The organism is Acinetobacter sp. TR11 (assembly GCF_027105035.1).
GTDB lineage: Bacteria > Pseudomonadota > Gammaproteobacteria > Pseudomonadales > Moraxellaceae > Acinetobacter.
In genome coordinates this window covers 1494721-1513437 of sequence record NZ_CP114256.1, presented here as the reverse complement: position 1 = coordinate 1513437, position 18717 = coordinate 1494721, and the positions used below count along the sequence as shown (strand labels likewise).

Annotated in this window: 18 protein-coding genes and 1 pseudogene; 7 read left to right on the top strand and 12 right to left on the bottom strand. The window is 38.6% G+C overall.

Features of this window, described 5'->3' with window-relative positions:
• Window positions 1-2: 2 nt before the first annotated feature.
• The 9 genes and pseudogenes from O1450_RS07315 to dnaX all read right to left on the bottom strand — a co-directional run bounded on the left by O1450_RS07315 (window position 3) and on the right by dnaX (window position 10871).
• Window positions 3-1121, bottom strand: a complete 1119-nt coding sequence (locus tag O1450_RS07315) for a phosphoribosyltransferase domain-containing protein (protein WP_269230269.1) — start codon at window positions 1119-1121, stop codon at window positions 3-5.
• 54 nt (window positions 1122-1175) lie between these two features.
• Entirely contained in the window at window positions 1176-2237 is a 1062-nt protein-coding gene (locus tag O1450_RS07310; RefSeq protein WP_269230268.1) for an ATP-grasp domain-containing protein, read from the bottom strand.
• Window positions 2234-3766: a helix-hairpin-helix domain-containing protein gene (locus O1450_RS07305; protein ID WP_269230267.1), complete on the bottom strand. Its 1533-nt coding sequence runs from the start codon at window positions 3764-3766 to the stop codon at window positions 2234-2236. The genes O1450_RS07310 and O1450_RS07305 overlap by 4 nt, the downstream gene beginning before the upstream one ends.
• Window positions 3759-5570 (bottom strand): PP2C family serine/threonine-protein phosphatase, encoded by a 1812-nt coding sequence (locus tag O1450_RS07300; protein ID WP_269230266.1) that lies wholly within the window; start codon window positions 5568-5570, stop codon window positions 3759-3761. The genes O1450_RS07305 and O1450_RS07300 overlap by 8 nt, the downstream gene beginning before the upstream one ends.
• 21 nt (window positions 5571-5591) lie before the next feature.
• Window positions 5592-6650, bottom strand: coding sequence for a TerY-C metal binding domain-containing protein (locus O1450_RS07295; protein WP_269230265.1), 1059 nt, complete (start codon window positions 6648-6650; stop codon window positions 5592-5594).
• A 34-nt stretch (window positions 6651-6684) separates the two neighbouring features.
• Entirely contained in the window at window positions 6685-7320 is a 636-nt protein-coding gene (locus tag O1450_RS07290) for a vWA domain-containing protein (RefSeq protein ID WP_269230264.1), read from the bottom strand.
• A 37-nt stretch (window positions 7321-7357) separates the two neighbouring features.
• On the bottom strand, window positions 7358-7999 hold the full coding sequence (locus O1450_RS07285) for a TerD family protein (RefSeq protein WP_269230263.1): 642 nt from the start codon (window positions 7997-7999) through the stop codon (window positions 7358-7360).
• 34 nt (window positions 8000-8033) lie between these two features.
• Window positions 8034-8670, bottom strand: a pseudogene (locus tag O1450_RS07280) (vWA domain-containing protein).
• Window positions 8671-8780: 110 nt separating this feature from the next.
• Entirely contained in the window at window positions 8781-10871 is a 2091-nt protein-coding gene (gene dnaX, locus O1450_RS07275; protein ID WP_269230262.1) for a DNA polymerase III subunit gamma/tau, read from the bottom strand.
• A 203-nt stretch (window positions 10872-11074) separates the two neighbouring features.
• Between dnaX and O1450_RS07270 the strand changes: the two genes are divergently transcribed.
• The 5 genes from O1450_RS07270 (at window position 11075) to O1450_RS07250 (ending at window position 15749) form a co-directional block, all read left to right on the top strand.
• Window positions 11075-12235: a cupin domain-containing protein gene (locus O1450_RS07270; protein WP_269230261.1), complete on the top strand. Its 1161-nt coding sequence runs from the start codon at window positions 11075-11077 to the stop codon at window positions 12233-12235.
• Window positions 12236-12436: 201 nt separating this feature from the next.
• Window positions 12437-13492, top strand: coding sequence for a linear amide C-N hydrolase (locus tag O1450_RS07265; RefSeq protein WP_269230260.1), 1056 nt, complete (start codon window positions 12437-12439; stop codon window positions 13490-13492).
• Between the two features lie 33 nt (window positions 13493-13525).
• The gene (locus O1450_RS07260) at window positions 13526-14032 is read left to right on the top strand and encodes a hypothetical protein (protein WP_269230259.1); all 507 of its coding nucleotides are present in this window, start codon (window positions 13526-13528) and stop codon (window positions 14030-14032) included.
• Between the two features lie 346 nt (window positions 14033-14378).
• Window positions 14379-14948 (top strand): TetR/AcrR family transcriptional regulator, encoded by a 570-nt coding sequence (locus O1450_RS07255; RefSeq protein WP_269230258.1) that lies wholly within the window; start codon window positions 14379-14381, stop codon window positions 14946-14948.
• Between the two features lie 489 nt (window positions 14949-15437).
• Window positions 15438-15749 carry an ArsR/SmtB family transcription factor gene (locus O1450_RS07250; RefSeq protein ID WP_005215950.1) on the top strand — a complete coding sequence of 104 codons (312 nt, stop codon included), beginning with the start codon at window positions 15438-15440 and terminating at the stop codon, window positions 15747-15749.
• 48 nt (window positions 15750-15797) lie between these two features.
• Here the strand turns inward: O1450_RS07250 and O1450_RS07245 are convergent, their stop codons facing one another.
• Genes O1450_RS07245 through yaaA form a run of 3 tightly spaced genes read right to left on the bottom strand, consistent with a single transcriptional unit; the run spans window position 15798 to window position 17492 of the window.
• Complete coding sequence (locus tag O1450_RS07245) at window positions 15798-16415, bottom strand: HD domain-containing protein (RefSeq protein ID WP_269230257.1); 618 nt, start codon at window positions 16413-16415, stop codon at window positions 15798-15800.
• Between the two features lie 9 nt (window positions 16416-16424).
• Window positions 16425-16688 carry a hypothetical protein gene (locus O1450_RS07240; protein WP_005313397.1) on the bottom strand — a complete coding sequence of 88 codons (264 nt, stop codon included), beginning with the start codon at window positions 16686-16688 and terminating at the stop codon, window positions 16425-16427.
• 21 nt (window positions 16689-16709) lie between these two features.
• A complete protein-coding gene (yaaA, locus tag O1450_RS07235) occupies window positions 16710-17492 on the bottom strand; it encodes a peroxide stress protein YaaA (protein ID WP_269230256.1) in 783 nt (260 codons plus the stop codon).
• 124 nt (window positions 17493-17616) lie between these two features.
• On the opposite strand from yaaA, the gene O1450_RS07230 reads away from it, so the two are divergent.
• The gene (locus tag O1450_RS07230) at window positions 17617-18246 is read left to right on the top strand and encodes an alpha/beta hydrolase (RefSeq protein ID WP_269230255.1); all 630 of its coding nucleotides are present in this window, start codon (window positions 17617-17619) and stop codon (window positions 18244-18246) included.
• A 28-nt stretch (window positions 18247-18274) separates the two neighbouring features.
• Window positions 18275-18706 (top strand): hypothetical protein, encoded by a 432-nt coding sequence (locus O1450_RS07225; protein WP_269230254.1) that lies wholly within the window; start codon window positions 18275-18277, stop codon window positions 18704-18706.
• The last annotated feature ends 11 nt before the right edge of the window (window positions 18707-18717 follow it).

Here is an 18717-nt window from a genome sequence, read left to right as displayed (position 1 = left end):
AATTAAGAAATATGGTGAGGGTAATCTACAGCACTAATTACTTCGGCATTTGGTAACGCAGCTAATAATTCGGTCGCCACTGAATCTTTCGTCGTTTCAACCGTAATAAGGATACGATCATACGCTACTGGATTGATATTATAGACAAAATTTTGAATACCTAGACCATAGTTATCTGAAAATGCCAATCCCGACTGAATCGCATGTCCCTCTGCGATAGGAGAACGTGTAATCGCACTGAATTTCACATCTGCACCTTGTTGCTGTAAATGTTCCGCCAATAAAAAAGAAGACCAAACATATTCACCACTGCCTAAAACCAAGATTCTTTCTTGTGCTTGAGCAGAGAGTCGAATATGTGCAGTTGTATCCTTTACGGGTAAGCGTCCCCATGTCGGTTGCGCTAAAGCTTCAAATTCACCAAATGCAATCGTATCGACTTTTGGCATCTCAATTTTTTTAGGATTTTCAGCATCTTGCCATTGCCATGTGCCTGTCATCAACGCCACAGATTGACACTCTAGACCTGAAATATGAATCCCTGATGACCAATCCGCTAAAGTTGCAGTCACCACATGCGAAATCTCATTTAAACCTGCATTCTGCAAAGCTGAGATCAGATTAATAAAGGTTTTCCCTGTCGAAGCTTCATCATCAACCAGAACAATACTTTTACTCGCTAAGATCTGAGCATGAATTTCTGGATCAGCAGAGCTATATAACAGTTGATCTTGCGCATGACTGTGTTCTTCTAAAAAACGAACGAGTAATGGCGCGTCTGCCACAGGATGTCGAGTCGTTGTGACATACAAAGCATCAGGATACTGTCGTTGTAACACCTGATGCACACCTGCTCCCAAACCAACGGCGGTTTCTGCCATCCCAATCACCAAAACAGGTTCAGGTAAATTTGCAGGAACTTGTTGTGCTAAATCAGTAAAAGCTTGGCGAATAATCACAGGACTCACTGGAATATGCCGCCCCAATACTTTTGATACAAATAAAAAAGCACGTTTTGGGTTAATACGTTCGGCAAAACCTAATAAATCTTGCCATTGCCATACATTATCTTTGCTAGGCTGTAAGGTTAATGTGCCGCGCTGCAATTCAATCTTAATCATAAATTTTTATCATTCAAATCAGTAAAAAGTATATTTAGTGATCAAATCTGGAAGTTAAACTTGCAGACTTTGACTAATATTTCGAACTGTTATATTGCTAGACAAAACTTCCGCTTGGTACTCATGCTCAAGAAACTCTGAAATAAGAGCAACCACTAAATTAACACCACTATGGAAGGTATGACTAATTCCACCTGAAGGTCGTGGATTGACTTCTAAAATATAGAGTTCACCGACATGGTTATAACGCGCCTGCATATTCACTAAACCATCACAATGAAATAAACGTGCTACGCGTCGCCCAAGATCAATCGCAGGATCATCTAAGGTTAAGGTTTGATAATCACCACGATGTTTATAACGAGCCACGGCATAACGCACTTCACCATGAACACAGAACATATCGACAGAACATTCATGCCCAGATAAAAATGGCATCACCAAATAGGCTGGGGTTTGTGTGAGCTGACGGTAACTTTCAATAAAGGTCTGTGGATGAGCTTTAAAATTTTGGCTGTTATGAAACATATCGAACGGTGTAGCATTTGGGTCTAAACGCCAAAATCCAGAAGCAAATACCCCTGTCACAGGCTTTACACAGACATCACCTTGCGCTGACCATTCATCATAAGCAGTTTGTAATTGATCCGCTGTTTCAACAGTCGTTGCAGGCACAACAGGAATACCATGCTCTGTGCAAATTTGTGTAAATGCTGATTTATCATGTAGCTGCCCTACATTTTCTGCGGTATCACAGCCTGCCATTAGACGAATACCAAGCGCATCAAAACGATGCTTTTGCTCCAAATAAATACGTCCAAATCGTCCAGCAACAATCAATTTAACCTGTAAGCGCTGTGCTTGCTCCAACACCCATTCCACTCGTTCTGACAAAATAGGCTCTTGTAAGGCGATATCCGCAGCAGATGTAATTTCAGGGCGCAAATCTTGATGAGATGCAATAATATGAATCGAAAAATCTGAACGCATCTGCTTTGCAGCTAAGACCAAATCTCTTTGACAAGAATGTGCTTGAGTAAACCAAATTCCAATTGAATGCGGAGAAATAACCTTTGTTTCATCAATTTGTGGAGCATTTAAATTTAACTTTATCATGAAGAACACACTACCATCTGAACCACCACTAAACGCCCGCCATCCTGACGGGATAATAAAATTTGCTTGCCATCTGTTAATTCAATTTTTGTACCAATCGGCACGACTGTCTTCGTTGCTACATCCATCAAATCAGGTAAATTTTCATTGACCAACCACCATTGCCCTTGATGAAAAATAAAATAACCCACACGTTTAGTTTGCTCAGCAGTCAGACGCTCATTGGGTGCAATTAAACTATTCGCATGCCACTGATAGATTGACTGCCCTGTCCAGACCATTAACCGATGGTTATCAGGTCTAAAACTGCCTTCTTGACGCGCTGAATATAAATTTAAAACAGGTAATTGCCCTTTAAATTGAGTACCACAGAAAGGACATATAGGTTTTGTCGTATTATCAAAAATATACCATTTTTGACTGCAATTCGTATTTAGACAAGGTTGAATTAAATCAACTGTTTTCACCAAGGCCGTTTCCCAGTCATTTGCTGAGGGACGCTGTTGCGGTTGATGTAAACCTGTCACAAAGCTTTGTAAAAACAGTTCTTTTAAATAAGGACCTGTCACATCAAAAGGAATTTTTTCTGGATCAGCCCAAGGTAAAGCACTCGGACGAACTTGACTTACTTTGACTCGATTACGATGATCCGTTGGATGTTCAATAAATAAAGCTTGTTCACCCATTGCGAGATTTTCATCTCGTTGAGGATCATTGAGATCATGCACTAACCCACCACGCAATGGATGCCGATACAGCAAATACATATAGATCAATACTGCCAAAGCATGGCGATCAGTCATGATATTCGGAAGATTCCGCTGTAGGTCATCTCTTTTTAAATGATTGGTTTTCACCACTTCAGGCGCAATGAAATCAGGCGTTCCGACCACATCAGGTGGATATTTTCCAGGCACAACCAAACCATCAACATCAATTACACAGGCACGGCCAGTTACAGGATCAATCAAAATATTCTTGTAGGATAAATCTGAATGCGCCAAACCTGCTGCATGCATACGGCGCACAGCACGGGCAATTAAAATACAAATACGTAGATAATTCGACCAATTGCCTTTTTCTTTTTCATCTAAAAACCGATTTTGGTTATTAGCACTGGCAAACCATTTCCCTTCTTTTTCCTTACCCTTGATACCTAAAAAGTCATTATTTTTAGAACCATATTCAAAGAAAAACTGTTTTTGGTACGTCGGGGCTGTAATACCCAATAAACCATTATATTCAACCAAACCATCGGGCCAACAAAACACATTCTTCCAATAATCACCACCAGCACTGTTGAAAATACCTTGCCATTTATTGCCAACAATTTCCTTCAAGCGGTCCTTCTGTCTTTCCAGCTCAGCATGTGACTGATAGAAATGGTTTTTCTCTTTGCTAAAAAAACACACCACATAAGATTTATCAGGAGAAAAATAGACATCTTTCATTACTCCTGAGCCAATGACTTCATCAACGAATGCAACTGGCCGACCATCTAAAGTTTGACATTGGATAATCTTAGTCATTGACAACATCCTCCACATCCGCAATCACAGGCTTATTCCATAAAATAGCCAAAGTACGATCATCATGATGTCCTGCACTAAAGAACTTTGACCATTCCAATAAAGCCTGATCTGGATGCGATTGCTGTAACTGTGGTTCAATTTCTTGCCATAATGCCTGCCATTTTTCGTGGTTCGCAAGTCCAGCATCTGTTTCAAAGCGCGGATCGGAAATACCGTCTGTCATTAAAATCACAGCTTCGCAATCATCGTAATAGCCAATATTGACGCGGCTACCAAACTGCTGTGCAAAACTGCGATCTAAGAAACGGGTTTGCCCAGCAAACTCGCCACCATCTGGTTTGCCCATTAAACGTACTTTATCTGTGGCATATACAGCAATCGCACCATCGCCCATCCAAAAGGTACTAATGAAGGTTTTTTGCTCACACTGTTTAACCACAGCCACCAATAAAGTCGTAGCATAGGCCTTGGCTGCAACCTGCTTTAACTCAGCTTCCTGCTCAATGGTCTCAATCGCCACTTGGGCTGTTTTATAGAAGGTATCATGAAAATTTTTATAAATCTGCTGTGCAACAGACTTGGTCATTTCATCATCACTGCCAACTTGCCATTGCTGCAATAAGCGATCCAGATGCGGATGATGCTGTTCGAGGTAATCCGTCAGCGTTTTGGCTGCACTTTGCACCGCAAGTAAAGAACCTTGCCGAGAGTAACTGGCACTGCCAGCACCGTCTGCAACGATCAACACTGACCAATCAGTCTCTGCAACACGTGCAATCAAAAAATCATCATCACGGAAAGTACCTGCGTGTTCATGTGAGCGCCCGCGCTGGCTACAGGCAGCAAGGTTAAAATACTCAGTCTGAATCAATTGATGGTCACTATGTGCTTTCTGATAAGGTTCATTGATATCAGGTTCATTGACCTGCCATAAACTACGCGGATCAGCGGTAATAATAAAGGTCACCTCACCCGAAGACCATGATTGCGTGGCTTCGTTATTTTTATACTGAAATGCCAGTTTAAATTCACCTGCTTGTAGCGGTATGCCCTGTAATTGTTGTGCGTCATCATCAAATACGATGCCTAAGTCTTCTGGAATCTTGATCGATTCAGAGCAAATCAGTACATCCTCTTTGACAGGATATTGCATTTGGATACGGGCTTGATAGTCTTGCCCAACACGCGCATTGGGTATCTGAAAATGAGGCATTTTTTTCACCATTTTCACCTCATGATTTGGTTTTCCTGAGGCATTATTCTGATTGTGGTCTGTATTCTTTGCGTCAATATCTGCAGTCGAATTAACTAAAATTAACGAGGTTGTCGGAAGTGACGTAGCGACAGAGCTATCATTGATGAAAGATGGTTCAGCTTCTGCTTCAACGGGAGGTGACAAATAAAGCTCATCTAGAAAGTCAAGCTGATCAATTGACTCCAATGCATCAGTCTCATGAATTGGATTCTGTATCATTTGGGTATGATCGAATAGCGGTTGGCTTGATTCAGCGCTATTGATATTTTCCGCTTTCGAGATGTAAACCGGCAAGCGCCCCTGCTCCAAGATGCGCTGTAATAAAGAATGCTGAAACGCTGCTGACTGTTCTAATTGAAAGCCTATTTGCTCATAAATCTGTTCAGCCAAATCATGATAGGCATTATAAATTTTCTTGCTACTTAGTAATTGATCAAGAGAATCATCATCCAGTAACAGAGGGTTCTGTTGAGTTTGATCTTGTAACAGCTGCTTTAATGTATTTAAAAAAGCGGTCTGAACGTCAGGAGTTAAAGTTTGCGACATGGCTTTTCCTAGATCCAATTGTTAACCACGTCCTCGTTGCACATCGAAGCCGTCCATTCCACCATAACCAAAACTGACTTGGCGACGACACCATGGGCAAGTCACGCCCTCGCTAAAACCGTCATAACACATCAATTGGCCACAACCACACATGGCAAAAGCCGTTTCAGCCAAACAATGTGGACATTCTGGAGTACCTTGTAATAGCGTGGTATTGACCTGCTGCTGATGTTGGGTTTGATCAGACCAAGTAAAATAATCCTCATCAATTTTGCAGCATTCGGTCAATTGAAAATGATATAAATTCAGGTTGATATTTAAATCTTGAGGCGCTTGATACTGAATTTCACGTTCAAATTTCATTAAATAGGGTCGATTCATCTTGCCACAACGCCCCACAAAAGTGACACAGTTTTCATCCACCAAGGTTTTTTTGGCTGGCAAATCCTTGACCAGACGCATATAACGCTCATCGATTGGCGGTAAATGATCTTGCTGCTGTCCATCGCCAATACTTTTACTTTGTGCAACCACGGACGCACTAATCCACTGGAAAAACTTTTTAAAGTCTTGTTCATTCAACTCATCAAAAGCAATACAGTGTTCTGTTAATTGCTTGAGCGTTGCATAATCAACGTTTTTACCCATTCCTAAGGCAATCAGCGTACAGCGTCGTGCATATTTCTTTTGCCAGCGATATATCGCATCTTTACATTCATCGGTCGGACGGCCATCTGTAAACAAATATACGATTGGCTTCCAATCCCCTTTGGTTTCTTCTGTTGTTTTAATCAAATGACGATCAAATTCATTCATCAAATGTTCTAAGGCTTTGCCTAAATGTGTTCCGCCACCCAAAGGTAATTTCGCAGGATAATAAGCAAACACTTCCACTAACGGAACTAAGGTTCGGACAATCCCTGCAAAGGCAATAACAGAAACATACACGGTTTCCAAGGCATATGGATCTTGACGTAATTGTTGCATAATCAACTGGATGCCTTGTTGCATCTGTTGAATATTTTTCCCCGCCATCGACTCAGAACAATCCAATACGAAAAAAACAGGTAAACGGCGCATCTTCTGATTATCCTTAATATATTCTTTATTTTATTTACAACACCAATTGCACTTCGGGTGGCGGTGGCGGCAATGAAACAGAGTCTGAAATCCCCGCACTACTGCTTCCCACCACGACACTGGCAGACACCCACTTAAAGAATCCTGCAAAAGAGGCCGCATCCATAGTATCCAATACCACAACTTTATCGGTCAGTTGTAGGAGATGTTCCTGTTTGGCTTTTGGCCCAGCGGCACAGGCAACGATACTGGCAAAGTTTAACTGTTTTATGACAGGAATCGCTTGCTGGTAAGCATAGACATCTGAAGGTGAGCCGTCAGTCATCACAAATAATAGCGGACGCCAATCCCCTTTGACCTCATCAGTGCTTTTCTGTAATTGCTGACTCACTTGTTCTGCCAGTAATTCTAACGCAGCTCCCATAAAAGTTGCGCCTGCACTCGGCACATCGATATCGGTAAGTTGCACTTGATCCAAAGGCGTTAAAGGCAAATAAACCTTCGCTTCCAGATCAAAGGTAATAATACTTAAATGTACGCTCTCCAATGCATACGGGTCTCGGCGCAATGCACTCAACATGGACTGCAAGCCGACGTTCACCGAATGAATTGGCTCACCTCGCATTGATCCAGAGGTATCTAATAAAATATAAACGGGTAAACGGCGCATGTTGTTCTAAACCTTTCTTTAGCCGAAAATCAAATTTTTAAGCGTATTGTTTTAACCATTCCACAAATGAATCAGATTGGGAAGCCTGTCCGACTGCATTAAATTTCCATCCTGCTGATTCACGGACAAGTTCAGCAAACAGTAATGAACGCTGTTGATCATATTGTCCCATGCCCGACAAATCGAAACGAACCATTTCCTTGCCCGTGGTATCTACTGCACGGATAAATGCATTTTTGACTTGCCCAAAATGTTGGTTATTTTCAGCAGCTTTATAGATTTGCACCACAAATACGACTTTCTGGTATTGTTGACCAAGGTCATTGAGCTTCACGATAATTTGTTCATCATCGCCATCACCCGCACCCGTACGGTTATCACCTGTTAACCAAATATGCCCTGAAGAATGTTTTTGATTATTAAAAAAGATAACATCACTATTTTCTAAGGTGACATTCCCCTGCGCATCTCGCCCCAGATTATTGACCTTGCCATTACTCCCCACCAGAAAGGCAATCACATCCAGATCATATTCAGCGCTATTGCCACCAAATAATCCGCCAAGAAAACCTTTTTTCTGTTCCTGAATATCCCAACCTAAACCAATGGTTACTTGAGACAAATTATTTTCAGTTTTATTTAAACTTATGCCTTGACCTTTATTTAAACTCACAGCCATGGTTTTACCCTCTTATTTAATCTTTATTTTGCTTTTATAGTACGATGTTGACTTCAGGCGGTGGAGGTGGCAAATCGCCCAAGCCTGTGACTTCTTTTTGTCCTGCATCCACTTTCTGGCTGCCGGTTGAAATACTGGCAGAAACCCATTTAAAGAATGCTTTAATCGTATTTGAATCTGCCGTTGCCAATTCAACAACAACTTCTGTGATTTGTTTTAAAACTGAAGTATCAGCGCCATGTCCCGCTGCGCAGGCCACGATTACCCCTGTTTTGACTTGTTGTAAACGTTGCAACTTTACGCCAATCATCTGTTGGCACACCATCAGTCATAATGAAAATCAATGGTTTCCAGTCACCTTTGACCTCTGCTGTGGTTTTTGCCACTTCTTGTTCAATTTTATCGGCTAATAGCGCTAAAGCATTGCCCAAGGCTGTGGTTCCTGTGACCTGCAAATCTGGCGCTTGGATAACAGCCAATTCAGTTAAAGGCACTAACTGTTTGGCTTGGCTGTCGCAACTGATTAAAGATAAATAGGCCGTTTCCAGCGCATAAGGATCTTGACGTAAAGTCGAAAGTAAAATTTGCATCCCATTTTTTACGGCTTCTATAGGCTCACCGTGCATAGAGCCTAAGGTATCAAGTAATAAATAAACTGGTAAACGACGCATTATTTTTTACCCTTATTTTGTTATGATTTAAATTTTAAACATAGATTACACTGTTGACCTATGTAAATCATTACAAAGTAAAAAAATAAATACTCTTCTGTCTATTCCACCTAAGGTTTGAGCTGAATATTGACCAATTCTGCATCAAAAGTATCAACCAAATTCTTAATTGTCGGCTCTTGGTTTAATAGCTCGACGGCACGACGATAAGCTCTTTCTTTACGTTCATTCTGCATTATTAAAGGCGTATTAGAATTCACAGCACCATATTGCACACTGAACAACGTTTGTGGCCATTGTTCTTTTAATGCATCTTCTAAGCCATGCTGCAATTGCGACAACATACCTTCATATTCTTGAGGAATATGGAAAATAGAAGTACCGTTGATCTGTCCTTGCATCACACCATGTTGGGCTAACTCTTGTACAGCAGGTGAAAGCTGGCTGGTTCTAAACCAGTATTCCCACTTCTCCAAATTCCACTCACCTTCCAAAACCTGCTCACGCAATTTTAAAATATCTTGAGGCGTCAGATCAGTTTGTCTGTGATCTTTCTGTTGTCTTACAGGTGCTACTGGTTTGTGTGCGACAACAATCGGTTCCGAAACAACAGCTTCAAGCACTTGCTCTGCGATGAGATCAAGTGCGTGTTCAGCTTGAGGTTGCTCTAGCTGTACTTGAGGATTTTGCTCAACAGGAAAAACCAATACATCATCCACTTCAACGATATTCGACTGAATCGTGTGTTGTTGCGCTGATATATCCAATCCAATCAACTGCCCATCTTCTGCATCAAAAACTATTAAGCTGCTATCTGGATTTTGCACAACAGGTTCAGGTTCAGGTTCAGGTTCAGGTTCAGGTTCAGGTTCAGGTTCAGGTTCAGGTTCAGGTTCAGGTTCAGGTTCAGGTTCAGGTTCAGGTTCAGGTTCAGGTTCAGGTTCAGGTTCAGGTTCAGGTTCAGGTTCAGGTTCAGGTTCAGGTTCAGGTTCAACGCTAACCGTTTCTTGCTGAACTGCAAGCTGATTTTCTATCCTTAAATCTTGTACTGGCTGCTGCACTTCAGGTGCTGTAATTTGCATAACAGGCGTTGCCGTAACCATGACTTCATTCAAAGTCAACGGTCTAAACGCAAGTAAACGCAACACCGTCATTTCAAAGCCTTGCTCTTGCGTCACCGCAAGTTGCAACTCAGCGCGACCTTTACATGCAATTTGATAATACAACTGCAAATCTTGAGCAGAAATGAGTTTAGACAGTTGCAAAATTTTCTGATTAATTTCTTCACTATATTTCAAAGCAAGATCAGGCAAATATTGCAGTAATGCCAATTCATGCAAGGTAGAAACCAATTGGTCTAAAACCAACGACACATCTAAAGCTTGCTGTCTGAATTGTAGAAGTAACTGACTTACTCGTGCTTGCTGATTTTGATGGATTGCCAAAATCAAATCATAAATAATGGTTCGGTCAATCAAACCGAGCATATCTTTAACATCTTGATGATGGACTGCACCTTGACCATAGGCAATTGCTTGGTCTGTTAAAGACAATGCATCACGTAATGATCCTTGTGCAGATTCTGCAATTTGCCAAATTGCATCTTGATCGGCTTCGATATGCTCTTTATTTAAAATCGCTGTCAAATGCTCTGTGATTTCATCGACAGCCAAAGGACGCAAGGTAAATTGCAAACAGCGCGAGATGACAGTAATTGGTAATTTTTGTGGATCTGTCGTTGCAAAGAGGAACTTCACATGCTCAGGTGGTTCTTCCAGTGTCTTGAGCAAGGCATTGAACGAATGCGTTGAAAGCATATGCACTTCATCGATCAGGTAAACTTTGAAGCGACCCTGCGTCGGCGCATAAGGTACATTGTCGAGTAACTCGCGAGTATCTTCAACCTTGGTCCGTGATGCCGCATCGATCTCAATTAAATCAATAAAACGACCTTCATTGACCGCTTTACAAGTTGCACAAACTTCACACGGCGTTGAGGTCACGCCTGTCTCGCAGTTCAAACATTTGGCTAAAATACGGGCAATCGTGGTTTTACCGACACCGCGCGTTCCTGTAAACAAATAAGCATGATGCAAACGCCCACGTTCTAATGCGCTGGTTAAAGCACGAGAAACATGGTTTTGCCCAACTAACTCATTGAAATTACGAGGACGGTATTTTCTTGCCAGTACTTGATACATGTATGCTCCTTTCTGCATCTTAAGCATACTGTTTTTTTGAAAGGCTGTGAACGAGTCCATTTCTAATTGATCAAGATTAAATACTTTCTGGAGCTTTTAAACCGAATTTCTTATAGATTTACTTACAATCATCACAAGACTTGCACCGATATTCAACTCAATAGAGAATACACCATAATTTTTAAGTTGCTGGTCTATTTGACATGTCTCAATCCTTAGCGGTACTCGGCGGTATTACCGCAGAACAATTCCTGAATGAATATTGGCAAAAAAAACCATTGTTAGTTCGCAATGCAATGCCTGAAATTATGGGTTTATTAGAACCTGAGGATGTCAAAGAACTTGCGCTAGAAGAAGATGTCAGTGCTCGCTTGATTCGTCAAAAAAATAAAAATCCAAATGAATGGCATGTAAAATCATCACCACTCACTAAAGGTGATTTCCAAAAGTTACCGAATCTTTGGACGATCCTAGTTCAAGCGGTGGACCATTATTCTTTTGATATTGCTGAGCTCTGGAAAAAATTTCCATTTATCCCTCAATGGCGCCGCGATGACATCATGGTCTCTTATGCACCTAAAGGTGGCTCTGTTGGTAAGCACTTCGATTTCTATGATGTATTCCTTGTACAAGGGCATGGTCATCGCCGTTGGCAACTCGGTCAAATGTGTGATGAATCAACAGAGTTTGTTGCAGATCAACCATTAAAACTCCTTTCTCAAATCAATGTAGATTTTGATGAGGTACTTGCACCTGGCGATCTATTGTATGTACCACCTGGTCTTGCTCATTATGGCGTTGCTGAGGATGATTGTTTAACTTTCTCTTTTGGCTTCCGTATGCCAAATTTAGCTGAAATGACAGATCGACTCAGTGAACAATTCGCAAAAAACTCAGTCTTAACAAATCCTCTCGCGGATATTACTCGTATAAAAACAAATGCTATTGGAGAGATAAATAATTCCGAGTTTTCTTATCTCAAGACTCAATTACTTGATTATCTTACCCAAGCACCAGAATTTGATGCGGCGATCATGGCATACATGAGTGAGTCTAAATATCCCAATAGTATTCCTGAGCCAGAAGAAATTGTGGTAGATGATTTACTTGAAGTTATCAATGGCGGCTATCAAGTTATTCTGGAACCTGCATCAAGATTGCTCTATAGACAACAAGATCAATTATTAGACTTTTGGGCAAATGGGGAAAATATCTGTATTTCTCAATCTTTCCAAGCACAACTGAAACAAATTGCAGATGGTGCAAGCTTAGCATTTGATGAAGAATTTAATCATACGGATATTTTAGAAGATATCGTATTGTTACTGAATCAAGCAGTTATTATGTTGTTACCACCTCATTAAGCCTGATACATCCTCTATCTAATTAAAGTAGAAGTAGTTTCGACTATTTCTACTTTTATAATTCGACATAAAAAATTAAAAATTTTTTATAATGATTACATTTTAAGTATTGAAAAATATAATATTTTTCATAAACTCACTAATAACAACTTAAAACATAAATTATATCTAAATTATTCTTTACTATAACGGAGAATCAATATGTTTAAAAAAACACTATTTTGTTCATTGATCGCATCTTCATTAGTACTTCAAACAGCCCAAGCTTGTACTCGAGCAGTTTATCTAGGCAATGACAATCACATCATTACAGCACGATCAATGGATTGGAAAGTAGATGTCGGAACTAACCTATGGATCATGCCGAGTGGTGTAAATCGCGATAGTAATGCAGGTCCTAAATCACTTAAATGGAAATCGAAATATGGCAGTGTCATCGCTTCAGGCTATGATATATCAAGCACGGATGGCATGAATGAAGCTGGTCTAATGGCAAATGTGTTATGGCTAGTTGAATCAGAATATCCAAATGCAAAACAATCAAATAAGCCACAATTAAGTATTTCTGCTTGGGCACAATATGTGCTTGATAACTATGCAACTGTGTCGGAAGCAGTGACAGCCTTAGAAAAAGAACCATTTATACTAATTACAGACAGTGTTCCTGATGAACAAAGGCTAGCAACACTTCATTTATCAATTTCAGACAAAACTGGTGATAGTGCAATCATTGAATACATTAATGGAAAACAAGTCATCCATCATAATAAGAAATATCAGGTGATGACCAACTCCCCTACCTTCGATCAACAATTGGCTTTAAATACCTACTGGAAGCAAATTGGTGGCACTGTAATGCTACCAGGAACGAATAGAGCATCCGATAGATTTGCCCGAGCATCATTTTATATCAACGCTATCCCTAAAAATGATAATTCAAAAGAAGCGATTGCCTCTGTCTTTAGTGTTATACGTAATGCATCGGTTCCTTTTGGCTTAAATACAGAAGAAGAGCCCAATATTTCTTCAACACGTTGGCGGACAGTTGCAGATCACAAACAACTACTCTACTTTTTTGAATCTGCTGTATCTCCTAATGTTTTCTGGGTGGACTTAAAGAAAATTAACTTTAAAGATGGTGTCACGCGTAAATTAGATCTTGGTAAAGACCAACAAAATACTTTTGCTGGCGATGCGACTGATCAATTTAAAATTGCAAAACCATTTGAATTTCTTGGTCCAGAGTTACATCATTAACACCTGAATAGAAATAAACTCGAGAAGTTAAATATGAAAAAAGTACTTGGTTGTCTTAGCCTGTGTATCGCAATAAGTGGTTGTAGTAACCTAACAAATCCAACATCAGATGCTACAAATATAAGTCAACTCGCAACAGCAGGTTCATTAAGTTGCAAGGCAAATGAACTTTGTCCAAATGTTGTCGTGGAATGGGATAAGCAGCAAAAAGATCGCCTACAAATTGATGTGGCATTGAGTAGTACTTATGAATATTATGACATTACAGGTATGACATTCAGCGTTGATAATAAATTATTCAGTTATGAACCTGTTGGAAAAACCCAGCAGAAATACATCAATCGTCTCATTCCTAAACACTCATCAAATACTTTTGTTATCCCGAGTTTATTTCTTAATGAACTTAGAAATGCAAAAAATGTCGATTTAATGATCCAAACCAATAAAGGCACAATTAAACGCCCTGTATATACACCTACTCAACAATCAACGCTTTATCAAAATTTTGTGCGTTTAATTGAAACTTTAGCAAGAAGCTAATTTTTAATAAAATATATAAAAGTCAGTTATTTATCTTAAAAATTTAATAACTGACTTTTATTATTCAATTATCATAATTTTAAATAAATGTGAATTAGTTTAAATTCATATTATAGAGTTATAAATCACATTACAATTACTCTGTTTTATTTAGATTAGTTTAATTAATTCATATATTTAACTAAAAAATAACTAATAAACTGTAAATTTAAGAATCAATTAAATAAATAATGTTATTTTTTTCTATGATATTTCTTTAATACCATGTAAAATTCGTGCCAAAATTGCATGATGGAATGCAAATAATGCTCAGCTCATATTAGTAGAGAGCGAATTCGAGGTTTGTATGTCAAAAAAAGAAGATATTATTAACACAGCATTAAAACTTTTTAACTCGCATAGCTACAATTCGATTGGGGTTGATCGAATTATTAGTGAGTCAGGCGTTGCAAAAATGACATTCTATAAATATTTCCCATCGAAGGAAAAGCTTATTGAGGAATGTTTACTTCAACGTAATATTAACCTTCAAACCTCATTGAATGAAACATTAGCTCAATGTGATCAATCAAATTATTTAGAGCAAATTGAATCGATATTCAAATGGTACAATGCTTGGTTCCAAAGCGAAGACTTTAACGGCTGTATGTTCCAAAAAGCACTTGAAGAAGTGATTAAAATTTACCCTTCAACCCTTGAACCTGCGATACAATATAAAATATGGCTAACAGCCTTGATCCAAAACTTACTGACTCATTTAGATATTCGAAGCCCGACACACTTGGCTACATTAATCGTAAGTATTTTAGATGGAATGACCATCCAAGCGCATGTAAATAAAAACTCTGTTGAAATGAGTGAGTATTGGACTCGCGTAGAACATTTAATTAATTTTGAAAAGCAAATGGCATCATAAAATTCTCAGAAAACTGAGTGAAAAAAATAATATGAAATTGAAAATATAAAAAATAAAGCGTGATTTATAGTTGTTATTGTGGCTCACGCTTGCGTCTGAGTTGTAAAAAGAATAATAAAAATATTACCCTCTGGCGGTCGTACAAATTGCACATCCCGATCCTTCTTATGAAGACAGATCTTTCTGTCTTGTTTTTCATTATATACGCTTTTCCTACAAGCACAAAGAAAATTTTTAAAATTTTTATATTTATTAATTAAATTAATTACATAATTTTATTGTTTAGAAAATTTTAACAATTACTAATGTTTCTAACATTGCTTAAAATATCTAAACTACCAAATTTTAAAGCCTAATAGTTATGAATGAAAAATATAAGTTTCACTGATATAGATATTCACAAAAAACCATTGTATTTTTCAAGTTTTAATACATTTTTATGTTTTTCTCACCTTATACTAAGTTCGGCTTGAATGTAGTGAGAAAAGTATGCAAAAGGATATAGAGATCAACGTGATGAGAGAGTCTGCAAGCTCTATTGTCAATGTACTTAAGTCTTTGGCAAACACAGATCGCTTAATTATTTTATGTCATTTAGCCAAACAAGAATTAAATGTGTCTCAAATTGAAGAAGCTACCCATATCTTACAACCTACCCTGTCACAGCAGCTTATGATGTTAAGAAAAAGTAATGTAGTTTCTACACGTCGGGATGGAAAGCAAATCTTTTATTCAATTAGTGACCCTAAGTTACAGGTTGTTTTAACAACGCTTTATGAAAATTATTGTCCTAATATCTAAATTTTACTAAAGAAAGATTATTAGAGAATTATTGAAATTCTTAATTCTCTAAAAAAGCTTAAATTTTAAGTTCTCTTTCGCCCTTTGCTCCAAACTCTGTTGAAAATATTCCGTTTGATACAGCGGTTCTGTCTGATAAAAATGCGCTAGAACTTGTTTTCTTTTAATCGAATAAATATCTAGATCTACCCAAGCATACTCCTGTTGAATCTGCTGTTCATATTCCGCAAAACGCTCTGGCGAAGCAGCTAGAATCGCTAAGTCAATATCCAGTAAAAATTGCAAATCCAACTCATTCGTCGATTCGTGCTTTTGCGTGGCAATAATCCACTGCTTTATCTTCTGAACAATATCAATTGATAAATCTTGAGCTAAATATTGCTCGAATAACTCTGCACTTTTCAGCTCATTATCTTTTGCTTGGGGATCATAAATCGCATCATGAAACCAGAGCGCCAATGTAACAGCATGTGCATCATTTAAATCAGCTCGAATCGAATCAACTAGAACTAGACATTCATACAAATGTTGCAGCGTATGATAAGCCCGCTGCTTTTCACTGTAGGCAGCAATCAACTTATTAAAAACTTTCTGTGGTTCAGAAAAATGATAATACTGATGCAGCTCAAACCATGATTTTTCTAATGTAGATAAATACTGCGGCATTGCTCATCCTCATTGGATTTCTTTATTCAGCCACTTTGCCAATGATTCAGCATCTTTACGCTCTAAAAAAAGCTGATACAAGGTACAGGAACCAAACTCATGTTTTAGTTCCTGTTGGCGCATAGGATGATTACCAAATCGGAATCGTCGAGTACCGTCTCGATCAAGCGGCAATGCATACACCCCGTAACTTCGAGGTTCGGTCAGGTGTCCTTTGACACAAACTTGATCAGACGATATCGCGTGTTTTAATAAATGTTCTTTGGTTAACATCCCACCCTGCCTAGGGCAAAACTAAGCTGCGTGCTGCTCATCTCGCTTAAAGACCAATTCTTTATTCGATGAACTTTCAGCATCAAAATAATACCCTTCACTATCAAATGCTTTTAATTGTTCTACTTGGCTTAATTTATTTTCAATCAAGTATCTCGCCATCAACCCACGCGCTTTTTTCGCATAGAAACTGATGACTTTATATTTTCCGTTCTTCTGATCCAAGAATACAGGCTTGATAATTTCTGCCTGAATTTTCTTTTCATTCACAGATTTATAATATTCGTCAGAGGCCAAATTTACCAACACTTTTGCATCAATTTCAGCTAAATCTTGGTTAATTTGATCGGTGATAATACTACCCCAGAATTCATATAGATTATGACCACGGGTATTTTTTAGTTTAGTGCCCATTTCCAAGCGGTATGGCATCATCAAATCCAATGGGCGCAATAAACCATAAAGACCAGACAGCATACGTAAATGCTGTTGAGCAAAATCAATATCTTGATCTTTTAGATGATAAGCATATAAACCGGTATACACATCACCTTTAAATGCAAACAAGGCTTGACGTGCATTGGAAAAATCAAAATCTGCATTCCAGTCACGGAAACGTTCTACATTTAAATTGGCAATTTTCTCACTCACGGTCATCAACGATGCAATTTCTGTCGCAGAAAGCTTGCGACAAACATTAATCAATTGTTGTGATTGCGCCAACAAACGTGGTTGGGTATGTGTATCTGTAGGAAGTGCTGTGGTGTAATCGAGTGTTTTAGCAGGAGAAATTAAAGCAAGCATAATCAATCAAAATAAATTTATCTTGGTGAAACTATAACAGTTGATAATTTTTAATGCCAATTCGTGTTCTCGTTCAGTTTTATCGGTAAAATAGTGGATTCTTCCATTATCCATTGCGTATCTTATGTCTGAGCAATTATTCATCCAAGGTCCTGTTGGTCAAATCGAAATGTTTGTTGATCAGCCCCAAGGTGAAATCACAGGTTTTGCTGTCGTCTGCCACCCACATCCTTTGCAAGGTGGTACACCGCATCATAAAGTCCCTGTTTTACTGGCTCAGATTTTTAATGAAATGGGGTGTGTGGTGTACCGTCCTAGCTTCCGTGGTTTAGCTGGCAGTGAAGGTACTCACGACCAAGGGCATGGCGAAACTGAGGATATTATGGCCGTGATTGAATATGCCCGCGCAAAACATGCAAGACTTACCTTCTATGCAGGCGGTTTCAGTTTCGGCTCTCATGTACTCGCAAAATGCCAAGCACAACTCAGCGATGAATTACGTCCAAAGCAATTGGTATTATGCGGCTTGCCAACAGGTTCGGTGGTGGATTTACGCCACTACACAACTCCTGCAATTGATGGCGATATCTTATTTGTTCATGGTGAGCAAGATGACATTACCTTGCTTTCAGATATGATTGCTTGGGCAAAGCCACAAAAACACCCGATCACGATTTTGCCAGGTGCCAATCATTTCTTTACGGGTTATCTAAAACAGTTAAGACAAGTAATTACTCACTTTTTAAAATTATAGACCTAAATATAAAAATAGGAATTTAACAGTGAAAAAGGATTTTTATATCATTAATCTTAAAAAAACACTTTATATTGCTCATGAATTACATAAACGAGGTTTTGAATCTTTATATATTGAACCCTCTATATCTCCTTCTGGTTGTCATTGGAGGTGTTCTTTTTTGAATAGCCATAAAAATGCATCTACCATTATTATTTCTAGCTGGATTCAAAAAAATAGAGATATCCGCAAAACAGAAATCACTCAAGATATTACTGAACTGACTGAGCTATTTATTCAACAACATCAAGAGTTTTTAAATCAATGCAAAAATAAGAATTCTGCCTATATTGAGTGGTATCAAAATATGCTTAATTGTTTAACTATTGAAGAGTTGCCTTATGCCTATTCAGATTTCTACCATGAAAGCAATTATTGGATGACAACAAAAGATCAAAAAACCCCCATTTTCAAATAATAAAATCAAAT